Here is a 19,372-nt window from a genome sequence, read left to right as displayed (position 1 = left end):
TCATCCTCTCCATCGTCGCGCACGGCTTGACGGTCAAGCCGCTGCTGGAACGCTACTGGCGCAAATAACTGGTGCAAATAAGCACCGGCGATCCCACTTTGTCATTGCTACACAGCAATGATTTGTCAATCGCCCCTATGGCAGACGGAAATATTGTTAAGATCATTCAAAATGGCAAAAGAGAGAATCAATGAAACGACGAAGCGTGCTGGGACTGGGCGTCTCACTGGCCCTGCTGCAAACGGGCTGCGCCACCGATCCGGCCAGGCTGGCGTGGGAAACGGAATTTGACGGCTTCATGCGCGATGGCCTGGCCCGCACGGAAACGCCGGGCATGAGCGTGGCCGTGGTGCGCGGCGAGCAAACCATGTTCGCGCGCGGCTATGGCTGGGCCGACATCCAGGCCGGCAAGAAGGCCGATGCCAACACGGTCTTCCATGTCGCCTCAGTCAGCAAGCTCGTCACGGCGACGGCCGTCATGATGCTGCTGGAACAAGGCGCCTTCCAGCTCGACGACAAGGTGGCGGCCTACCTGGACTTCCCGCTCATGCACCCGAAGTTTCCCGACGTGCCCATCACCTTTCGCCATTTGCTCAGCCACACCTCGGGCATTTCCGATGCCGTGTATGACAAGACGACGGCGTTCGCCGTGCAGGGCGACCCGCGACTCCCCCTGCGGGACTTCGTCAAGGGCTACCTGTCGCGCGGCGGCGCCTGGTATGACGCGGATGTGTCGTTTGCCGCCCGGCCCGGCACGGAATGGCGCTACAGCAATGTCGGCATCGCCCTGCTCGGCTATCTGGTGGGCCGTTTGAACCCCGATGGCCTCGACGCCTTTGCGCACGAGCACCTGTTCGAACCGCTGGGCATGGACAACACGGCGTGGAGCCTGGGCGGCTTGCCCCGGCGCGCCGTCGTCGCCCAGCCGTATGCGCACAAGGAAACGGGCCTGCAGCTGCTGCCGCCCGTCGGCTATCCGGACTGGCCAGCCGGCCTGCTGCGCAGCTCGGCGCATGACTTCGCCCGCTTCCTGTCCATCTTCAGCAATGGCGGCCGGGTCGATGGCCACCGCTACCTGCAAGACGCCACCCTACACTTGTTTTTCGCCCCGCAAGCGGCCCCCGTCGTACCCGCCGACGCGTCCGTGCGCCAGGCCCTGGTCTGGCTGCTGCGCGACGTGGACGGCAAGCCGCTGGCCACGCACAGCGGCGGCGATCCGGGCGCCGCGTCCGTCGTCTGCGTCGACCGCGCCAGCAAGACGGCCGTGCTGGCCTTCGCCAACGTCAGCGCCGACAAGGAGTTTCGTTCATTCCAGAAAGAGGTCGTGTTGCGCCTGCTGGCCCATGGGGGCAGCGGCGCGCCGGCGGCGAAGAAACCCTAGGCGCCGAACCAGCCGCGCAGTTTCTCGGCGGCCCGTTCCTTGACGTCGGCCGTGATGTAGGTGGCGACCGTGGCGACGGCCGCCGCCAGCACGGCCAGGTCATCCGCATAGCCGACCACGGGCGTGATGTCGGGGATCGCATCGATGGGCGAAATGAAATAGCCGAGCGCGCCATAAATGGCCGTCTTGGCCCACAGCGGGGTGTGCGGCTGCTGCGCCGCGTAGTACAGCCACAGCGCTTTCTCGATGACTTCGCGTCCCGCCGTCTTGGCGAACTTGACGACCTTGTCCCAGAAGCTGTCATCCGTATATTTCTTTTCATACTGCTTGTCGGCCTGGGGGGCGTGGTCTTCTTCCAGATTCTTTTTTCTGCCAAACATCTGCTGCTCCTGTCTGCCGCGCACGGCGTTACGAATGCGCACCTTAGCATAACGGCGCGCAGGGCGCGCGGCGTGCGACCAGGCCGATTCCGATGCGCAAGCCAGGACAAGCTTGTGCAGGCAATCGTATCTATGGCAAGAAACAGGATGGCAAACCGGCGCTCAAGCCTGGCGCGCCGGCTGGGGTTGGCACCGGCCCGACAGTGTGAGGGCGTCGCTGCCGCAGACGGGCAAGGCGCCGTGGCCGGCGTCGCGCGCCACGGGTGCCGGCGCGGCATCGCCCGCCGGCGCATCGTCCGTGGCAAACAGCGTGGCCGACAGGATCGCCAGGGTAAACAGGCAAATCAGCAGGAACGGCTTGTTCACGTGAATGGACTGGTCTGGCTTTTGCATCGCATACTCCGTCGGACTGGTTGGCTGTTGCAGCATGGGTACGATCATCGCGTGTTTCCCCAAGGCATACAATCGGACAGTTTCGACAAGCTGGGTAGGACAGCGCTGACAGCACTCGTCCATCAACTCCCGTGTCGGCAGATTTGACACCGGCGCCGGGCCACATCAGTCAAGTCCTTGTTTTTACGGCATAATTTGTACGGGAATGCTTCCTGCTTGACCTCTTGCCCGGGCACGCTTGACGCCAGTCGACGGGGGAACGATCATGAGCTTTATCAAACGGGTGCTGCTGGCGCTGCTGCTGTGCGCGCTGGGCGCCGCGCACGCCACCAGCATCGGCTACACGGCGACGTCGCTGGGCGGCACGCAGTGGCGCTACGACTATACCGTCAGCAATACCACCCTGGCCGTGCCCATCGCCGAATTCACCTTGTTCTTCAGCGTGGGCCCGTACGCCACGCTGCACAACGTCTCCACGGCGCCGGGCTGGGACGTGCTGCTGGTGCAGCCCGATCCCGCCATTCCCGCCAGCGGCTACCTCGACGCGCTGGCGCTGGCCGGCGGCATCCATCCTGGCGCCACGGCCACGGGCTTTTCCCTCACCTTCGATTACCTGGGCGCGGGCAGCCCCGGTCCCCAGGCCTTTTCCATCGTCGACCCCGTCTCCTTCGTCGCGCTCGAGACGGGCTTTACGCAGCCGTCCGCCGTCGCCCTGCCCTCCACGCCCTGGCTGCTGCTGGCGGGCATACTGGCGCTGGCCAGCCTGCGGCGCCGCGGGCTGGCCAGCGCCGCGCTGGCCACGGGCCTGGCGCTGGGCCTGTGCGCCTGCGGCGGGCCGAACGACCCCATGCAGCCGCCAACGCCGAAAGTCATGCTGGCCACCGCAGCCGCCAGCGTCCAGGCCGCAGGGGACTTCGAAGTGACCTTGCTGGAAAAAGTGGCCGAGCAGCGCGTCAGCCGCACGGCCTGGGACTACACCTACCGCGTGCACATCCGCAACAATGGCGGCGTGGCGGCCAGCAATGTGCAAGCCGTGCTCGCCAGCGCGCCCGAAGGCAGCACCATCATCGATGGCGACGTGCTGGCCGGCAGCATCGACGCGGGCGCCACCGTCACGCCCGACGACACCATCATCCTGCGCATCGAGCGCAGCATCGCCTTCCAGAGCGCGGGCCTGGCGTGGACCTTCAGCGCCAACGCCAGCATCGAACTCGATCCCGTGCGGCCCGCGCAAGTGGTGGTGCTGTCGCTGGCCGGGCTGGGCTTGACGGACGGCGCCGACAGCGTCAAGGTCAGCGGCGCCGTCACGGACGTGCTGCTGCAGGACGGCAGCCTGCGCTTTTCCACGCCCGGCGACACGGGCGTGGACCAGCACGCGCAGTTTTCCCTCAGCAAGGGCAACAGCGTCACCACGATGAACGTGCTGATCCGGACGGAACTGCCCACGGCCGTGGAAACCCATGTGGAGCCGGACGACGACGGCAACGTGCCCGCCACGGCGCCCGTGCTGGCCATTGAGGGACTGGGGCCGAACAACCGCCTGCTGCCGGGCGGCCTCGCGTTCCGCCTGCCGGGTGCCGCTACCATGTCCCTGCAGGACGACAGCGACGGCCTGCTATCCATGCCGGGCGGCACGGCCGTCAGCCTCAGGCAATACTGGGTCTTCGACGCGGCCAGCGGCGCCTTCCGCATCGGCGCCACGGCCATGCGGCAATTGCTGGCATCCTTGCCCAACGGCAGCTACGACCTGAACCTCAATTTCGTCTCGCAGGACGGCGAATTCACGGCCAGCTATGCCTTGCTCGTCGTCAAGTCCGGCATCGCGCTGCAGGGACAGCTGCGCACGCCGGCAGGCGGCAACGCTACGGGCCTGGCCGGCAAGAAGATGTTATTGGCCGGCTACAACAGCCACCAGCGCCAGGTGGCCGTAGTCGACGCCACGGGCGCCTTCCACTTCGACGGCGTGCTGCCCGATACCTGCCAGCTGACCTTGAATGACCTGGTCCACCCGAACGTGGTCAGCGTCAGCGCCGCCGTCTTCGACAGCAGCAGCACCGTCAGCGTCGACATCGTCTATCCGTACGGGCCCGGCCTGGGCCAGCGCGCCGGGGGGAAAACCTATGTCGCGGGCGCGGTCACGCAGGATGGCGCCGGGCCGCCCGCGCGCGAGGTGCCGGCCCGCCACCGTGGCACGGCCGACGTCACGCCGCAGGATGACGAAAACAGCAAGACCTTTGTCACCACGGCGGCCGAGCAAGGCCAAACCATCACCACGCCCATCATTTTCACCGTGCCCAAGGGCACGAACAACGTGGGCGTGAAAATCACCGTCAGCACGGCCGAATACCCCGTGTTTACGACGCAGCAAAGCCGCTACAACGACACGTGGTCCTATGCGGTGACCGGCTTGCCCGGCGCCAGCCTGGCCGCCGCGGGCGCCGTCAACCAGACGCACTATACGCAGGGCACCATCGTCAGGACGGAATGCGTCGACGTCAGCAAGCAGACCAAGGATGGGGCGTTGAGCCTGGGCGGCAACGTCAGCGCCACGAATATCGGCGACAACCTCCTGGCCACCGTGACGACGGTGGAGCTGGGCCTCGCGTGCAAGGGCTTGAAGGTGACGCAGGCGAAGTTCAGCTCGCCGAACAAGGCCGGCCACCCGGTGCTGCAGCCGATCAAGCCGACGGGCAATCTGCCGGGGCCGTATGTATCCGTCTCGCAAGGAACGGCGACGGCCACCCACACCGTGCCGCTGGAAGTGCACTACACGCCGGCGGCGGCGACGATCACGGAAGTCCATATCGGCATTTCGGCCGGCGGCGGCAACCCCGCCTTCAGCACGGAGAATTTATTGTCACAGACCAATACCAAGAGCGCCGGCAAAGTCATATTTCCCAGCCTGGTGCTGCCCGCCTTTGCCGGCGCCATCGACAAGAAGGCCGTCGTCACCTTGCGCCTGAAGGGGCGCGTCGACAATACCGACGCCAGCTCCGACCCGGCCGATGGGGGGCAGGTGGAATTGAAGGGCGACACGGCCTACATTCCCCTGTACCTGGCCAACAACGAGACGGCGCTGGCGGCGCGGCGCTACGGCACGCGCGACGCGGGCGGCGATTCGTGGGCCACGCGCCTGGCCATCGCCTGGCTGGCGGACAAGGCTTACCGCTTCGACGACATCAGCGGCCAGCACGTGACGCAGACGGCGGCGGGCCGCTCCATCCTCGGCCACAACGGCCACAGCGACGGCCAGCAGCTCGACTTGCGCTATGCGGACGGCGCGGGCGGCTACACGGATGCGCTGGGCGGCCAGGGCAATGGCGCCGCCATCAAGCAGCTGATCGATGCGGCGCAGGCGGAAGTGGCGGCCAACGCGCCGCAAAAACCGAAACTGGCGCTGCTGCGGGCGTGGATCGCGGCGAATCGGGCCATGCTGGCCCAGGAAGCGGCGCCGGCCAGCACGCGCATCATCTACATCGGCCCCGCTTTCGTCAAGCTGGCCCTCGTCGACGGGCGTTTTTCGGCCAATCCGGCCGACAAGATCCCGGGCGTGGCCGCCTGGATCAAGCCGGTGAAAGTGCACATCGAGCAGGGACATCTGAGCCACTGGCACATCAGCATCACGGCCCATCCTTAAACGCCGTCAGGAAGGCAGGTCGGACAGTTCCAGTTCCGAAAACCCCGCCCGTCGCCGCGCTTCCAGGTTGAACGGGCCGCGCAGGGTGGGCGCTTCGTAGCGCAGCGCCAGCTCGGCATAGGTGGCGCGCAATTCCAGGCCCCGCTGATCGCACAGGTAGCCGTACCAGCGGTTGCCGATCTCCACATGCCCCACTTCATCGCGCAGGATGATGTCGAGGATGGCCGCGGCGGCCAGGTCGCCCGCCTGCGCCAGCTTGGCGCGCAGCGGCGGAATCGCGTCCAGGCCCCGCGCTTCCAAGGTGCGCGGCACCAGCGCCATGCGCGCCAGCACGTCGCCGCGCGTCTTGTCGACCATTTCCCACAGGCTGTCGTGGCCGGGGAAGTCGCCATACGTGTGGCCCAGCACCTGCAGGTGCGCCTGCAGCATGGCGAAATGCGTGGCCTCTTCCTTCGCCACGCGCAGCCAGTCCGTGTAGTATTCAAAGGGCAAGTCCGGGAAGCGCCACAGGGCGTCGAGCGCCAGGTTCATCGCGTTGAACTCGATGTGCGCGAGCGCGTGCACCAGCATGGCGCGCCCTTCCGGCGTGATCATCGAACGCCGCCCCACCAGGCGCGGCGGCACCAGTTCCGGGCGCTCGGGACGGCCCGGCACGGCGCCGGTCGGGGCCAAAGGCGCCCTGGCGTCCAGCGCGAGTTCTGCTTCGGCTTCGGCCATGGCCGCCACCATCGCCACCTTGGTCGCCGGGTCGGGCTCCAGCAGGCAAGCGAGCGCAGTCGCGCGCAATTCCTGTGGCGGCGTTGGGGTCAAGGAAGATGGCTGCATGGGAATTCTTTCGTGCGCGTGGACAATGAGGGGCGCAGTGTATCAAGTGCCTGCCCCACTAGCCAGTCGAACAGGGCCTGCACTCTTGCCGGCAGCGGGGCGCGCCCGCTATGCACGAGATAATACGCCTGCGGACTGGGCAAGTTGAATCCGCCGAACGGCAGCAGCAGTTCGCCGCTGTCCAGCCAAGGCTGCACCAGCCGGCGCCGGCCCATGGCCACGCCCGCGTGGTGGATGGCCGCTTGCGCGCACAGGTCGGCGCGGTCGAAACGCAGGCTGCGCGCGGGCAAGTTCACCTCTGGCGCCTGCGCGTCCAGCCACAGGCGCCACTCGGCGTCGGGCGCGCAGGCGGGCCAGGCCAGGGTGTCGTGCAGCACGGTGACGTCACGCAGCTTGTGCGGCATATCCAGCAAGCCGTGGTCGCGCGCATACTGCGGGCTGCAGACGGGCGCCAGCCATTCGTCCATCAGCTTGCGCGCTATGAGGCCGGGAAAGCCGCCGTCGCCATAGTGCAAGGCCAGGTCGACCTGGCCCGCGCGAAAGTCCACGTTGTCATTGCCGACACGCAAATCAATCGACACGTCCGGATAGCGCGCGGCGAACCCTGCCAGGCGCGGCACCAGCCAGCACTGGGCGATGGAGGGGCGCGCATGCACGGTGATGCCGCCCGCCAGCGCATCGCCGCCGGCGATGGCCGCATGCAAGCCATCCCAGCCGATTTGCAGGGCGGCGAAGATGCGTTCGCCGTCTGGCGTCAGCCTGACTTGCCGCGTCAGGCGCTGGAACAGGCGCAGGCCCAGGCCCGCTTCCAGGCGGGCGACGCGGTGGCTGACGGCGCTGGGCGTGAGCGCCAGTTCCTGCGCGGCCAGCGCGAAGCTGGCGTGGCGCGCCGCCACCAGGAAGGTGTGCAGGTTGGCAAACTGGCTGGCCGTCAGCGTACCTGTGAGCGCCACGCCGGCAGGCATCAGGCGGCTCCGGCCGCCAGCAAGGCGCGGCCACGGGCCACGTAGGCCGTCATTTCTTGCTCCGGCACCATGCTACCGCCCGTGCCCCACACCAGATGCGTGGCGCCTTCCAGCATCGCCTGGTACTGCGGCGCGGCCAGCACGGCAGGAATACCGGCGAAACCAGCCACGGCGGACGGTTCCAGGCGCAAGCCTTGCGTTTGCTCAAGCAGCGCCAGCAGGCGGTACAGTTCTTCGTCCGTGACGGTGGCGTAGCCGTCGATCAGCCGCTGCATGGCGCGTCCGACGAAACCGGACGCGCGTCCCACGGCCAGGCCATCGGCGGCCGTGACATTGTCGATGCCGATCTCCTGCACGCTGATGCCGTCATGCAAACCCGTGTGCACCCCCAGCAGCATGCACGGCGAGTGGGTCGGTTCGACGAACACGCAGTGGACGGCATCCCCAAAGGCCAGCTTCAAGCCGAAGGCCACGCCGCCGGGGCCGCCGCCCACGCCGCACGGCAAGTACACGAACAGGGGGTGGGCCGCATCGACCGCGACGCCTCTTGCGGCGAACTGGGCTTTCAGGCGCTGGCCCGCCACCGCGTAGCCGAGAAACAGGTCGTGCGAGTTTTCATCGTCGACGAAGTGGCAGGTCGGGTCGTTCTCCGCCTGCCTGCGCCCCGCTGCCACGGCCACGCTGTAGTCGGTCGCGTATTCGACGACGGTGACGCCGTGGCTGCGCAACTTGTCCTTCTTCCATTGCCGTGCGTCGGCCGACATGTGCACGGTGGCGCGAAAGCCCAGCTTCGCGCTCATGATGCCGATCGACAAGCCCAGATTGCCCGTGGAACCGACGGCGATCGCATGCTGGCCAAAGAAGGCGCGCACGGCGTCGCTGGCCAGCACGCTGTAATCGTCGCCCTGCTTCAGCAAACCGGCGTCCAGCGCCAGCGTTTCCGCGTGTTTCAGCACCTCATAGATGCCGCCGCGCGCCTTGATGGAACCGGAAATGGGCAAATGGCTATCCTGCTTGAGCCATAGCTGACCGCTCGTCATGCCTGACGCCAAACCCAACGCCGCCTGCATGGCCGGCAGCGGCACGACGGGCGACTCGATGATGCCGCCGCTGGCCTGCGTTTCCGGGAACGCCTTGGCCAGGTACGGCGCGAAGCGCGCCAGGCGCGCGCTGGCGTCCGCCACGTCGGCCGCCGTCAAGCCCACGTCGCTCAAGGCCTCGGCCGCCGGCGCGATACGGGGATTGAACCAGCTCAAGGGCTGCAAGGCCATCAGTTCTGTAATCAGGGGAAATTTTTCGCGCAGCGCGGCGATGGCGGAAGTGGGCAGCATGGCAATCTCGTCAAGGAACAAGCCATGATTAGACCGCATCCGGGCGCCGCTGGCAAAGGATGGTTGATCAGGCAATGGGTGACGGGGGATCACCTGTAAGGACATTGATGGAGCCTCCCGGCGCAAAACCCGGGCTCCCGCCCTTTGCATCAACTGTCATCGTCAGACGAGATATCGCTGGCAGTATCCATCCCGGCATCGGCGATCACGCCCTGTTTTATATCGGTACCCGCCAGATAGCAGACAAATGTCACCTTATCCTTGGCGTCGTACAGATCCAGCGCATTGCGCATACGGTTTTCGAATGCCTTGTACTTGCTGTTATTCGTCCCCCCGTCCTGAGCGAAGACATTTTTTGGATCCATTCCATTGCCACCATTTTGCTTGGCCAATACGTGCCCGGCCTCCGGGTTGGTGAAATCGTTATAGAGTGGATCGATAGCGCCGCTATCGCTGAACTGTCCATCCTTGCTTTCCACTTGATACCTGGCGCGATATGTTTCCACGCCTACCCATCCATTATTCCCCGCACTTGTCCCCCCTTTGAAGTCTTTCACCTGTCCCTTGGCCCATATCGACTTCTTGGTTTTTTTATTCGTTACCAAAGACACCTTTTTTATGCGCTGGATTGGATACGTGGCAGCGGCGGGCACACTCGGTGTCAGCCCTTTGGCATAGCTATTTGCCACAGCCGGCGACTGAGGTGGCTGTGCGACTTGATGGCTGCTGTACGCCAGCTTATGAGAATCCATCGATTGCATCGGCCGATGGTGGCTACTGCCTGCCTCTTGCGTTTGAGTCGGTTCGCGCGCAAGCGATGCGCCTGCTTGATCTTGTATTTTGTGAGCGTGCGTATGCATATTTCCCTTTTCAGATCTTCTTTTATTATCCATAAAATGGATCCAGAAGACGAAATGATCATCATTTCAGTCTGCATTTTCAAGCAAGGTCACAACACCAGCATAGCTCTGCCGCAGGCGGCGGTCCGGAAACTGGTGGCAGCAGCCTAGGCTTGCCAAAACAAGCGAGCTCTCCATGCCTTAGTCGGCATTATTTACGGTAAAGAGAATAACAAATTATCGAAAAGAAACATACTCGCTTTGTCACGACCTGCCCGGCGCCAGCGATTACCAAGATGGCAAGCCCAGTGCGCCCTCCAGTCCCCGATAGGGAGCTGAAAGGCGCCTTTTCTCCCTACTGCCTTAGAACGTCAGCTGCAAGCCGACATCAATCGACCTGCCCTCGGCCGGCAAGGCTTGCAGCGCCCCGCCGTTCGCCTTCAAGCCCGACAGGTAGACGCCGCCCAGCGGGTCCGCATACGCGCGGTTGAACAGGTTGCCGACACCGGCGCTCAGGCTGGCCATCTTGCTCAATGCCACGCTGCTGCGCAGGTTGACGAGCGCATGGCCGCCCGTTTCCGGTTCGAAGCGGCGGGCGTCGACCTTGTCCTTGCGGGCCACCACCTTGGCCTCGATGCGGCTGCTCCAGGCGCCCAGCCTGTGCTCGACGGCGAACAGGGCGTTGAACGGCATCATGCGGTACAGGTCGCCGCCATCGCCGCGCTTGCCCCGCGTGTATGCGGCATTGCCCGTCGCCATGAAACGGCCCCAGCGCGCGCTGCTGCTCAGCGGCAGCTGCCATGCCAGGTTGGCGCCGTACAGCTTGGCGTCGTGGTTGGCAAAGCGCAGCAAGTTGCCATTCGCGCCCATTTTCATGTACGGATGGAAAGACGCCAGCACATCGACGTCGATGTAATTGTCGACCTTGCTGTAATAGGGATTGACGCGCAGGAACCAGCCGTCCTCGCCGCCCCCATGCCAGTCGGCCGTGAAGGCCGCCGTGTAGGCCGTTTCGGGTTTCAAATCGATATCGCCCACGTAGCCGTTGCCGTCGCCAAACCAGTTGGTCATGGTCATGGCCATCGAACCGCGGCCCCAGGAATAACGTTCGTACAGATTCGGCGAGCGCACCTTGCGCGCCAGCGCGAATGCATAGCTGCTGGCCGCGTCCGGCGTGTAGGTCGCTTGCGCCGAGGCATCGATGTTCGTGTCGCGCTGGCTGCGGCTGCGTGCATTGAAGGCCTTGGCGGCCATCAGGTCCGGCATGTTCATCATGTTGCTGCCGTACGATTGCACGTCGCCCGTGTCCATGCGCACGGATTCGCCGCGCACGCCCAGCACGCTGGTCCAGCGCGCATCCTGGCCGTGGCGCGTTTCCAGTTCGCCAAACAGCACGGTGCGCTCGCGCTTGCCGTCATTGATGTTCAAATAGGTGCGCGGCCCCATCATCATGGAACCGGGCACGGCAGGCCAATAGTCGTCGAGGCGGAAGCCGTGCCACTCCTGGCCCAGGCGCAACTCGCCTGCGGCCATCGGCAGGCTGGCCATCAGCGCATAGCCCGTGTTGCGGCCATGCGTCATCATCGGCATGGTGCCCTTGCGCTCGGGCGAGAAAAAGCCCATCTCGTGGTCCGTCTGCTGCCAGTAGGCGCGCGCGTCCAGCACGCCCCAGGCAAACGTGCCCTGGTAGGCCAGGTTGGCGAACTGGCCGTGGTTGTCCGTCATGTCCATGTACTGGTTCGGGAAACCCTGGTACGGGATGTGCTGCACGCCGGCGCGCAGGGTCAGTTGCTGGCCATCGCGCTTGGCCGCCAGCACGATGGCCTGGTTGATGCTTTCATACATGCTGGCCAGCACCGTGTTGCCATGCCCATCTTCATAGCTGTGGCCGCGCGTGTAAGCGCCGCTGTAGCCGACGCTCAGGGTGTCGCTGGCGGCCGACGCATGCACGCTGGTCGCCACGCTGTTGTTGACGCTGCGGCCCGAGACGGCAAAGCTGCCTTGCGTCAGCAGCCCCGCGCCAGGCTGGGCGAACACGGGCGCGTTCGATTGCACGTCGATGGTGCCGGCGATGCTGTCGCCGCCCGCGCTGACGGGTGTCACGCCGGCGATCAGGCGGATGCGCTGCACCTGCTGCGGGTCGATGTACGACAGCGGCGCATTCATGTGATTGGCGCAGGCCGACGTCAATTCCATGCCATCGATGCGAATCTTGATGCGGTCATCGGCGAAGCCATTGACGACTGGCAAGCCGGACACGCCGCCAGCGGCCGCCACGCTGTAGCCGGGCGTGCTGCTGAGCATCAGCGCCGTGTCGGCGGCGGGACGGTAGCCTTGCTTGAGGCCCGTGACGATGACTTTCATCTCGGGCAAAACCTCTTCAGTACGCGTTTGCGCCACGGCGGGCATGGCGATGGCGAGGGAAATCAATAACGGTAAATGTTTCATGGTGCTGCTTTCAGATTCTGTATGGGCAAGACGAACGGATGCCAGCGCGGCGCAGTGACGCGCGGCGCAAGGCCGTTCAGGGAAAGGGACAGGTCAGAAAGCGGCGGGCGGGCCACGGGGCTGGACGGGCGTCCAGGCGAACAGCGGCGTGGCGGATTGGTAGAACAGCAGGGGCAGCAAGCCCGTGAGGATTTCTCCTGAAGCGAGCACGAGGGTCGTTGGGGGAATATCGAGGGTGGCCGCATGCATGCTGCAGCACGGGCAATCGCCCATGCGCATGCTGCCCTTGGAGGTATCGGGTGCGTCCGTGGAGAGTGTCGCGGGCAGCATGGTCATGCCGCCGGCCACCGAGCAGATTTCCAGGCTGGGCACGGCCAGGCCGCTGGCGACCGTCAGCGCGCGCGATACCGTGGGGGCGAGCGCGGCCAGGAAGATGGCGATACACGCGATCCACAGGACGATGCCGGCCTTACCTTTGCTGATGAACATGGCAACATTGTATCAGGGCAAGCACCCTGCGCACAGGGCTCAGGTCAAACCTGACTTACAACGCCGAACAAAACCGTAGCGAGCGGAAGGAAGTTGTGGTCGAGAAGCGCAACTGTACGAAGGTACAGTGAGCATCGCAGGCCGCAAATTACGACGCGCAGTAGGTTTTGATAGGCGTTCTTACAAATCCACCTTCATCGACAGCTTAATGGCGCGCGGCGCCCCCGAGGCCAGGCGCGTGCCGGCGCCGGCCCAGTAGCGCTTGTCGGCAAGATTCTCCACGTTCAGCTGCCACACGACGGCCTTGTTCAGCACGCGGCTCGCATAGCGGGCGCCCGCGCTGAACAGGCCCACGCCGCCGAGGAAGGCCTGGTTCAGGTCGTTGACGGGACGGGCGCTGTAATAATACGCGCCGCCATTGACGGACAGGCCCGGCACGGCATCGAACGCATAGGCGAGGAAGGCGCTGGCCGTGCGTTTCGACGCGTTTTCCGGCGCCTTGCCGTTGTAGTCGGCGTTGATATGCGCAAACCTCGGGTCGAGCAACTGGGCCGACGTCTGCCACGACAGCTGGCGCGTCAGCTTGCCCTGGGTCGACAGTTCCAGGCCGCGGTAGCGCTGCTCGCCATCCGAGGTGAATACGTTGCTAGCATTCGTGTAGTAACCGGGACGCGTGATGTCGAACAAGGCGGCGGAGAGCAAGGTGCCGCCCGGCGTCAGCCAGCGCGCGCCCAGTTCCTTTTGTGTGCTCACGCCGGGCGCCATCTTCACGCCCTGGTTGAGCGTGCCCGTCGGGCCCGTCTCGCCCTCTTCCAGCCCGCGCGCCGTGGATGCGTAGAACGACAGCTCCGGCGTGGCCTTGTAGATCAAGGACGCCATCGGCGTGGTCTTACTGACGTCGTAGTGGCTGGCGCCCTGGTCGCTTTGATAGCTGCTGCGGCGCACGCCGATGACGCTTTGCCACTGCGGGCTGAAGACCATGCGGTCGAGCGCGTACAAGCCCGTGTCGCGCGTGTCGAGCGCGGCCGTCGTCGGCGAAGTCGGTTTCGGGCCGAACACGACAGCCGTCACGGGCACGGGCTGGTACAGGTTTTGCGACGCGATCGTATAGTTGCTCTGATAGATAGGATCTTGCGACTTGTCCGTGCGCGAGGCGCCCAGGGTCAGTTCATGGGCGATAAACCCCGTGTGGAAATTGCCGGCCAGTTCCGCGCGCAGCAAGTCCGACGCCGTCACGCTGTGCTGGATATTGCCGGTGATGCGGCCCGCGCCCGTTTGCACGGCCGCCGCGTTGTTCAGGCGGAAGATCGCCAGGCGGCGGTCGCGCGCCGTTTCCGAGTGGCCCGCCTCCACCGTCAAGGCCCAGCCGTCCGCGATGGCGTAGTCGGCGCGCAATTGCGCGTTTTTCGTCTGCGCCTCGAAATTCGACCAGTCCGGGCCGATCAGCTTGCGCGGATCGACGGCGCGCGGCAAGGTGATCACGCCTTTCACGGCGGCCGGCAAGGCCACGCCCGCCTGCTCCGTCACCTTGCGGCGCTCGTACTCCAGGTCGGCTTTCAGCAGCAGTTTGTTCGTCACTCTCCAGTCCAGCGCCGTGGCGAGGAAGCGGCGGTTGCCATTGCCAACGTTGTCCAGATAAGAACCCAGGGTGCCGCCGGCGGCATTGATGCGCACGCCGAACTCCTGCTGCGCGCCGAAGCGGCGGCCCACGTCGACATTCGCGACAAAGCTGCCCCGGTCATCGAGGCTCAGGCCCATGCTCGTGACGGGCTTGCCGCCGGCCCGCTTGGTGACGAAGTTGACGACGCCGGCCGGCGAGGTGAAGCCGTAGTACAGGGCCGAGGCGCCCTTCAGCACTTCCACCCGCTCCTTGTTTTCCATGGGCACTTGCGAGAAGTTCATGATGGGCATGGAACCGTTCAGGCGGTAATTCGTGCGGTTTTCCACGGCGATGCCGCGTATCACCAGCTGGTCCCACGTCTCGCCGCCGTTTTGCTGGCGCGTCACGCCCGCCGTATTGCGCACGGCATCGTACAGGCCGGACACGGCTTGCTGCTCCAGCAATTCGCGCGTGATCACGTTGACGGTGGAAGGCACGTCCATGATGTTGGCGCCGCGAAAGCTGCCCGCCTCCGTGGTGACCGGTACCAGGCCTTGCGCGCGGGCGCCCGTCACTTGCACGGCCTGCATGACTTTCGCATCGCCAGCCGTCAAATCGTCCTGGCCAGCGGCAAATGCCGCAGGGGAAGCGAAGGCCAGCGACAAGGCGGCGGCAACTGGAAGCAAGCGGGTGCGGGGAAAAATGACAGGCATGAGTTCAGGCTTTCAATATGTACAGATGGAAACTTACGGTTAGCGGCCATGATACCGATAATGAGAATCATTATCAAGTAAGAGTGAGTTTGTGTGAGTTTTACAGAAGAAATAAGGTCACCATGGCGCCTGTTATCACTTGAACACGTTTGGATTTTGCAGACGAGGCCGCAAAGAGGCATACTGACAGTCACGGCGCGCCGGGCGCGCCCTCCCACCAGATCAAAATCAAAAGGTAAGTTCGTGAACACAATCGACAACAAAAGCGTGCAGACGAAATCATTTCGCTGGAAACGCTGGCAGCGCTGGGCCGTCGGCACAGGCTGCGTGCTGGCCGCCTACAGCGCGGCCGGCTTCTGGCTGGTGCCCTACGTCATCAAGCACCAGCTGCCCAAATTCGCCGAGAAAGAACTCGCGCGCCAGGCCAGCATCGCCGATGTGCGTTTCAACCCGTTTAGCTTGCGCCTGGAAGCGGACCAGATCGCTTTCACGGAAGCGGCCAGCGCGGACGGCAAGAGCGGCGCGCCCCTGCTGTCCATCGGCGCCCTGGCCGTGCAGCTGGAATGGAAATCCATCGTGCGCCGCGCCTGGAGCCTGGCGGAAATCCGCATCACGGCGCCGCAGGCGCAGCTGACGATCACGCCGGACGGCAAGTTCAACCTGGCCGAAGTGCTGGCCACCTGGCAACGCCATCACCCGGACAAGAGCGACGGCGGCATGCCGCGCCTGATCATCGGCCACTTCGCGCTGGAACAAGGCAAGGTGGACTGGCAAGACCAGAAGGCGGGCTACGCGGACAACTTCACGCCCATCGACTTCACGCTCGAGAATATCTCGACCCTGCCCGACGCCAACGGCAGCTACAGCCTCAGCGCGGATGCATCGCGCGGCGGCAAGCTGCACTGGCGCGGCACGGCGTCATTGAATCCCATCCGCGGTGATGGCGAACTGATCCTGAACGACGCTTCCCTGCCCGGCCTGGCCGCCTACCTGAAAGCCTATACGCGCGCCACGGTGACGAGCGGCAAGCTGTCGGCCCGCTTGCCCTACGCCTTTTCGTATGCGGACGGCAAGCTGGAAGCCCACCTCAAAGGCGCGGGACTGGCCTTGCGCGACCTGGCGCTGGTGCAAAGTGGCAAGAGCGACGCCTTTACGTCGCTGAGTACCCTGGGCATCGCCGGCGTGAACGTGGACCTGGCGCGCCAGCACGCCACGGTGGATAAAGTCAATCTGTACGGCGGCAAGGTGGCCGTGCGCCGCGATGCCAAGGGCGAGATCGACGTGGCGAACCTGATGCTGCCGGGCAATCCCGCACCTGCGGCAGCGGCCGCCGCCGCGCCAGCCCAGCCTGGCAAGTGGAAAGTGGATTTAAAACAGCTGGCGCTGGCCAATGTGGACGTGTCCGCCATCGATGAAACCGTCTCGCCCGCCCTGCAATTGAGCGCGAAACAGTTGCAGCTGCAGCTGCAACTGGGCTTGCAGCAAGGTCCAGCGGGCATGGCCACCGTGATCGACGGCGCCAGTTTCAGCCTGGCCGACCTTGCCATGCAACGGGGCGCGCAAACGCCATTCAAGCTGGCCCAATTGGGTTTTACGGAAGGCAAGATCGACCTGGCGGCGCATAGCGTGCACCTGGGCGCCGTGACGGCCAGCGGCGCGCAGATCGACCTGGCGCGCAACCGCCAGGGAGAGTTTGCGATCGCGCAAAAGCTGCCCGTGTTTACCTCCGGCAAAACCGAAAGCGCCAGCGACGCGCCATCCGCGCCCTGGTCCACCCGCATCGACAAGGTGGACCTGAGCCAGTTCGGCGCCCGCTTCGACGATGCGGGCACTGGCATCAAGGGCAACCTGCAGGATGCCAGATTGTCCCTGCAGAACGTCAGCAACGATATGAAACAGGCGCTGCCGTTCGAGCTGGGCGTGGGTCTGCGCGAAGGCGGACTATTGACGGCCAGCGGCAAGTTCGTGCCGGGCACGGCCGCCGTCGATGCGCAGCTGAACCTGAAACAGCTGGCCCTGGCGCCCGTGCAGCCCTTGCTGGCGCAGCATCTGAAACTGAAGCTGGCAGGTGGCACGCTCTCCGGCAGCGGCCGCCTGACGACGGGTGGCGGCGCGCCGAAAGCGCCCAAGGTACGCTATGAGGGCGGCGTGGATATTGCCGGCCTCGTGCTCAATGAAACGGATGGCAAGCGCTTCGCCTCGTGGAAAAGCGTGCGCGCCGACAAGCTGACGGCCAGCGTGGGCCCCGACTTCGTCGACATTCCCGAACTGCGCGTGGTCGAGCCGAACGCCCAGCTGATCATCGAAAACGACCGCAGCCTGAACGCGCAGCGCCTGCTGGTCAAGGCGCCAGAGCCAGCTACCGCCCCATCGACGACGGCGACGCCAACAACAGCCGACGCCGCCTTCCCCGTGCGCGTGCGCCGCGTGCGCCTGCAGAATGCCAAGCTGGACTTCGCCGACCTCAGCTTGCGGCCCCAGTTCGCCGCCAAGATCTATGAACTCAATGGCGTCGTCACGGGCCTGTCGACGAAACGCGATGCGCGCAGCCAGATCGAACTCGATGGCCGCATCGACGAATTCGGCCTGGCCCGCGTGCGCGGTCAATTAAATCCCTTCGCGCCGACCGACAACACGGACTTGAACGTGGTCTTCAAGAACGTCGACATGGTGTCCGCCTCGCCGTACACGATGAAGTTCGCCGGCTACAAGGTGGCCGAAGGCAAGATTTCGCTGGACTTGCAATACAAGGTGCGCAACCGCCAGCTCGACGGCACCAACCAGATCGTGCTCGACAAGCTGACCCTGGGCGAACGCATCGACAGCCCGGACGCCCTGAAGCTGCCATTGGAATTGGCGCTGGCCATCCTCAAGGATAGCGACGGGCGCATCGACCTGGGCTTGCCCGTGTCGGGCGACATGAGCGACCCGCAATTCAGCTACGGCGCCCTGATCTGGAAAGCCGTGGGCAACGTGCTGACGAAGATCGTCACGGCGCCGTTCCGCGCCCTGGGCAACTTGCTGGGCATCAGCGCCGACAAGCTCGAAGCCATCGATTTCGATCCGGGCAGCGCCGTGCTGCTGCCGCCCGAGCGGGAAAAGCTCAAGCAGGTGGCGCACATCCTCGCCAAGCGCGAACAGCTGAAGCTGGCCGTGCCGGGCCAGTACAGCGACACGGATGCGGCCGCCCTGCGCGCCCAGGCCGTGCGCCGCGCCGTCGCCGCCAAGGCCGGCATCAAGCTCGAAGCGGGCGAAGAACCGGGACCGTTGAACCTGGGCGAACGCAAGATACGCGGCGCCCTGCGCGACCTGTACGCGGAACGCTTCGGCAAGGCCGAGCTGGACAAGCAGAAAAAGGCGGCGGAATCGGCCAGTCCCGCGGCGGCGGCGGCCGGCTCCGCTCCTGCGGCGGCCAAGATCCCCGTCTTCCAACGCCTGGGCAAGCTGATCGAAGGAGAGCCGCAAGTGGCCGACACGGGCGCCTTCTATAACGGCTTGCGCGAGCAGCTGGAAGCGAAGCAGCCCCTGCCCGCCGATGCGCTGGCCAAGCTGGGCGCCCAGCGCAGCGCGGCCATCCTGGCGGCCCTGCAGCAGGATGGCACGCCGGCGGCCAGGGTCAGCGCGGGGGCACCGGAAAAAACGGAGGCCGCGCAGGGCAAACCGGTGGGACTGAAGCTGGGGTTGGCGGCGCAATAAAAAATGGCGTTAAATAACGGCCGAAAGAACGCTGTATAGGCGCGGCGGCAAAGCACGGTCCAGCAATCGCATGTATCAACGATTTGCTGCAAAATGGCAAACTGCTGTACGTCTTGGCAAATCATTCCCCCGCTTTTCTATGTGGGCGTGAAAGGAAAGTAATACATTAGCCAAATTCGATGAATCAGGACGCGCATTGATAACAGCACTGGACAGCTATGCAATCGTAGAAATACATGCTGAAAATACAAACATTGATGCTTGCATCTCTCCCGCATGACGTTCATGAAAATAAAAAACGTAAAGAGCAAAGCTCTTTACGTTCCCATTTTCACGGTTTGTTACCCGCAATATTGCAACAATACACCTTAAACTGGATACGCCATTTCCGGCGTTCCAGCCAAGCGTTGGAAATGAATGGCGGTTATCCGCCCCAACCCGCTGGCCGCGGCGTATCGCCGTCCGAACCATCGGATTGCATCAGGATCGACTTATTGCCGCTTCTAATCCGGGTATGGACAGATGGCAAAGGCCCGGTATATACCTGCCAGTCTCCCTGTCCCAACGAGGTCAACCCCGATGGCTTGTCATCTCCACCAGAAACCAAATCCAATTGCTCGAAATTCAATTCAATCATTGTTGCTCCTGAAATTTTATAAATAACCATATTTATTA

13 protein-coding genes are annotated in these 19,372 nt (G+C 64.5%); 4 read left to right on the top strand and 9 right to left on the bottom strand.

The genetic code is table 11. The features are described from left to right. The first annotated feature begins 190 nt into the window (after nt 1-190). The gene (locus tag J0O65_RS21270; protein ID WP_215409191.1) at nt 191-1,381 is read left to right on the top strand and encodes a serine hydrolase domain-containing protein; all 1,191 of its coding nucleotides are present in this window, start codon (nt 191-193) and stop codon (nt 1,379-1,381) included. Here the strand turns inward: J0O65_RS21270 and J0O65_RS21265 are convergent. Both J0O65_RS21265 and J0O65_RS21260 read right to left on the bottom strand, forming a co-directional pair. Then, entirely contained in the window at nt 1,378-1,761 is a 384-nt protein-coding gene (locus tag J0O65_RS21265) for a YkvA family protein (RefSeq protein WP_215409190.1), read from the bottom strand. The genes J0O65_RS21270 and J0O65_RS21265 overlap by 4 nt on opposite strands. Nucleotides 1,762-1,923: 162 nt before the next feature. Then, complete coding sequence (locus tag J0O65_RS21260) at nt 1,924-2,154, bottom strand: hypothetical protein (protein ID WP_215409189.1); 231 nt, start codon at nt 2,152-2,154, stop codon at nt 1,924-1,926. A 265-nt stretch (nt 2,155-2,419) separates the two neighbouring features. On the opposite strand from J0O65_RS21260, the gene J0O65_RS21255 reads away from it, so the two are divergent. Continuing rightward, nucleotides 2,420-5,791, top strand: coding sequence for a hypothetical protein (locus tag J0O65_RS21255; RefSeq protein ID WP_215409188.1), 3,372 nt, complete (start codon nt 2,420-2,422; stop codon nt 5,789-5,791). 6 nt (nt 5,792-5,797) lie between these two features. Here the strand turns inward: J0O65_RS21255 and J0O65_RS21250 are convergent, their stop codons facing one another. From J0O65_RS21250 to J0O65_RS21220, 7 genes are all read right to left on the bottom strand, one after another. After that, complete coding sequence (locus J0O65_RS21250) at nt 5,798-6,616, bottom strand: ferritin-like domain-containing protein (RefSeq protein ID WP_215409187.1); 819 nt, start codon at nt 6,614-6,616, stop codon at nt 5,798-5,800. Further along, nucleotides 6,598-7,581, bottom strand: coding sequence for a DNA-binding transcriptional regulator DsdC (gene dsdC, locus J0O65_RS21245; RefSeq protein WP_215409186.1), 984 nt, complete (start codon nt 7,579-7,581; stop codon nt 6,598-6,600). Before dsdC ends, J0O65_RS21250 begins: the two co-directional genes overlap by 19 nt. After that, nucleotides 7,581-8,912, bottom strand: coding sequence for a D-serine ammonia-lyase (gene dsdA, locus J0O65_RS21240; protein ID WP_215409185.1), 1,332 nt, complete (start codon nt 8,910-8,912; stop codon nt 7,581-7,583). The genes dsdC and dsdA overlap by 1 nt, the downstream gene beginning before the upstream one ends. Before the next feature lie 149 nt (nt 8,913-9,061). After that, entirely contained in the window at nt 9,062-9,805 is a 744-nt protein-coding gene (locus J0O65_RS21235; RefSeq protein WP_215409184.1) for a DNA/RNA non-specific endonuclease, read from the bottom strand. A gap of 309 nt (nt 9,806-10,114) precedes the next feature. After that, the gene (locus J0O65_RS21230; RefSeq protein WP_215409183.1) at nt 10,115-12,199 is read right to left on the bottom strand and encodes a TonB-dependent receptor; all 2,085 of its coding nucleotides are present in this window, start codon (nt 12,197-12,199) and stop codon (nt 10,115-10,117) included. A gap of 93 nt (nt 12,200-12,292) precedes the next feature. Beyond that, the gene (locus tag J0O65_RS21225; RefSeq protein WP_215409182.1) at nt 12,293-12,688 is read right to left on the bottom strand and encodes a DUF2946 domain-containing protein; all 396 of its coding nucleotides are present in this window, start codon (nt 12,686-12,688) and stop codon (nt 12,293-12,295) included. A 180-nt stretch (nt 12,689-12,868) separates the two neighbouring features. Continuing rightward, nucleotides 12,869-15,001, bottom strand: a complete 2,133-nt coding sequence (locus J0O65_RS21220; protein WP_215409181.1) for a TonB-dependent siderophore receptor — start codon at nt 14,999-15,001, stop codon at nt 12,869-12,871. A 243-nt stretch (nt 15,002-15,244) separates the two neighbouring features. Here J0O65_RS21220 and J0O65_RS21215 point away from each other — a divergent pair, with 243 nt between their 5' ends. Both J0O65_RS21215 and J0O65_RS21210 read left to right on the top strand, forming a co-directional pair. Further along, nucleotides 15,245-18,697, top strand: a complete 3,453-nt coding sequence (locus tag J0O65_RS21215) for a DUF748 domain-containing protein (RefSeq protein ID WP_353056229.1) — start codon at nt 15,245-15,247, stop codon at nt 18,695-18,697. 236 nt (nt 18,698-18,933) lie between these two features. Next, nucleotides 18,934-19,356 carry a hypothetical protein gene (locus tag J0O65_RS21210; RefSeq protein ID WP_215409180.1) on the top strand — a complete coding sequence of 141 codons (423 nt, stop codon included), beginning with the start codon at nt 18,934-18,936 and terminating at the stop codon, nt 19,354-19,356. Nucleotides 19,357-19,372: the final 16 nt, after the last annotated feature.

It is taken from the genome of Janthinobacterium sp. JC611 (assembly GCF_018682595.1).
Classification (GTDB): Bacteria; Pseudomonadota; Gammaproteobacteria; order Burkholderiales; family Burkholderiaceae_D; genus Janthinobacterium.
The sequence above is the reverse complement of the archived record's forward strand: the minus strand, read 5'-3'. Positions and strand labels throughout refer to the sequence as shown.

What these genes read in the sequence shown, in the direction of transcription:
- J0O65_RS21265 (WP_215409190.1), bottom strand. Translation starts at nt 1,761, where the DNA reads ATGTTTGGCAGAAAAAAGAATCTGGAAGAAGACCACGCCCCCCAGGCC.
- dsdC (WP_215409186.1), bottom strand. Translation starts at nt 7,581, where the DNA reads ATGCCTGCCGGCGTGGCGCTCACAGGTACGCTGACGGCCAGCCAGTTT.
- J0O65_RS21235 (WP_215409184.1), bottom strand. Translation starts at nt 9,805, where the DNA reads ATGGATAATAAAAGAAGATCTGAAAAGGGAAATATGCATACGCACGCT.
- J0O65_RS21255 (WP_215409188.1), top strand. Translation starts at nt 2,420, where the DNA reads ATGAGCTTTATCAAACGGGTGCTGCTGGCGCTGCTGCTGTGCGCGCTG.
- dsdA (WP_215409185.1), bottom strand. Translation starts at nt 8,912, where the DNA reads ATGCTGCCCACTTCCGCCATCGCCGCGCTGCGCGAAAAATTTCCCCTG.
- J0O65_RS21250 (WP_215409187.1), bottom strand. Translation starts at nt 6,616, where the DNA reads ATGCAGCCATCTTCCTTGACCCCAACGCCGCCACAGGAATTGCGCGCG.
- J0O65_RS21210 (WP_215409180.1), top strand. Translation starts at nt 18,934, where the DNA reads ATGCTGAAAATACAAACATTGATGCTTGCATCTCTCCCGCATGACGTT.
- J0O65_RS21220 (WP_215409181.1), bottom strand. Translation starts at nt 15,001, where the DNA reads ATGCCTGTCATTTTTCCCCGCACCCGCTTGCTTCCAGTTGCCGCCGCC.
- J0O65_RS21270 (WP_215409191.1), top strand. Translation starts at nt 191, where the DNA reads ATGAAACGACGAAGCGTGCTGGGACTGGGCGTCTCACTGGCCCTGCTG.
- J0O65_RS21260 (WP_215409189.1), bottom strand. Translation starts at nt 2,154, where the DNA reads ATGCAAAAGCCAGACCAGTCCATTCACGTGAACAAGCCGTTCCTGCTG.
- J0O65_RS21230 (WP_215409183.1), bottom strand. Translation starts at nt 12,199, where the DNA reads ATGAAACATTTACCGTTATTGATTTCCCTCGCCATCGCCATGCCCGCC.
- J0O65_RS21225 (WP_215409182.1), bottom strand. Translation starts at nt 12,688, where the DNA reads ATGTTCATCAGCAAAGGTAAGGCCGGCATCGTCCTGTGGATCGCGTGT.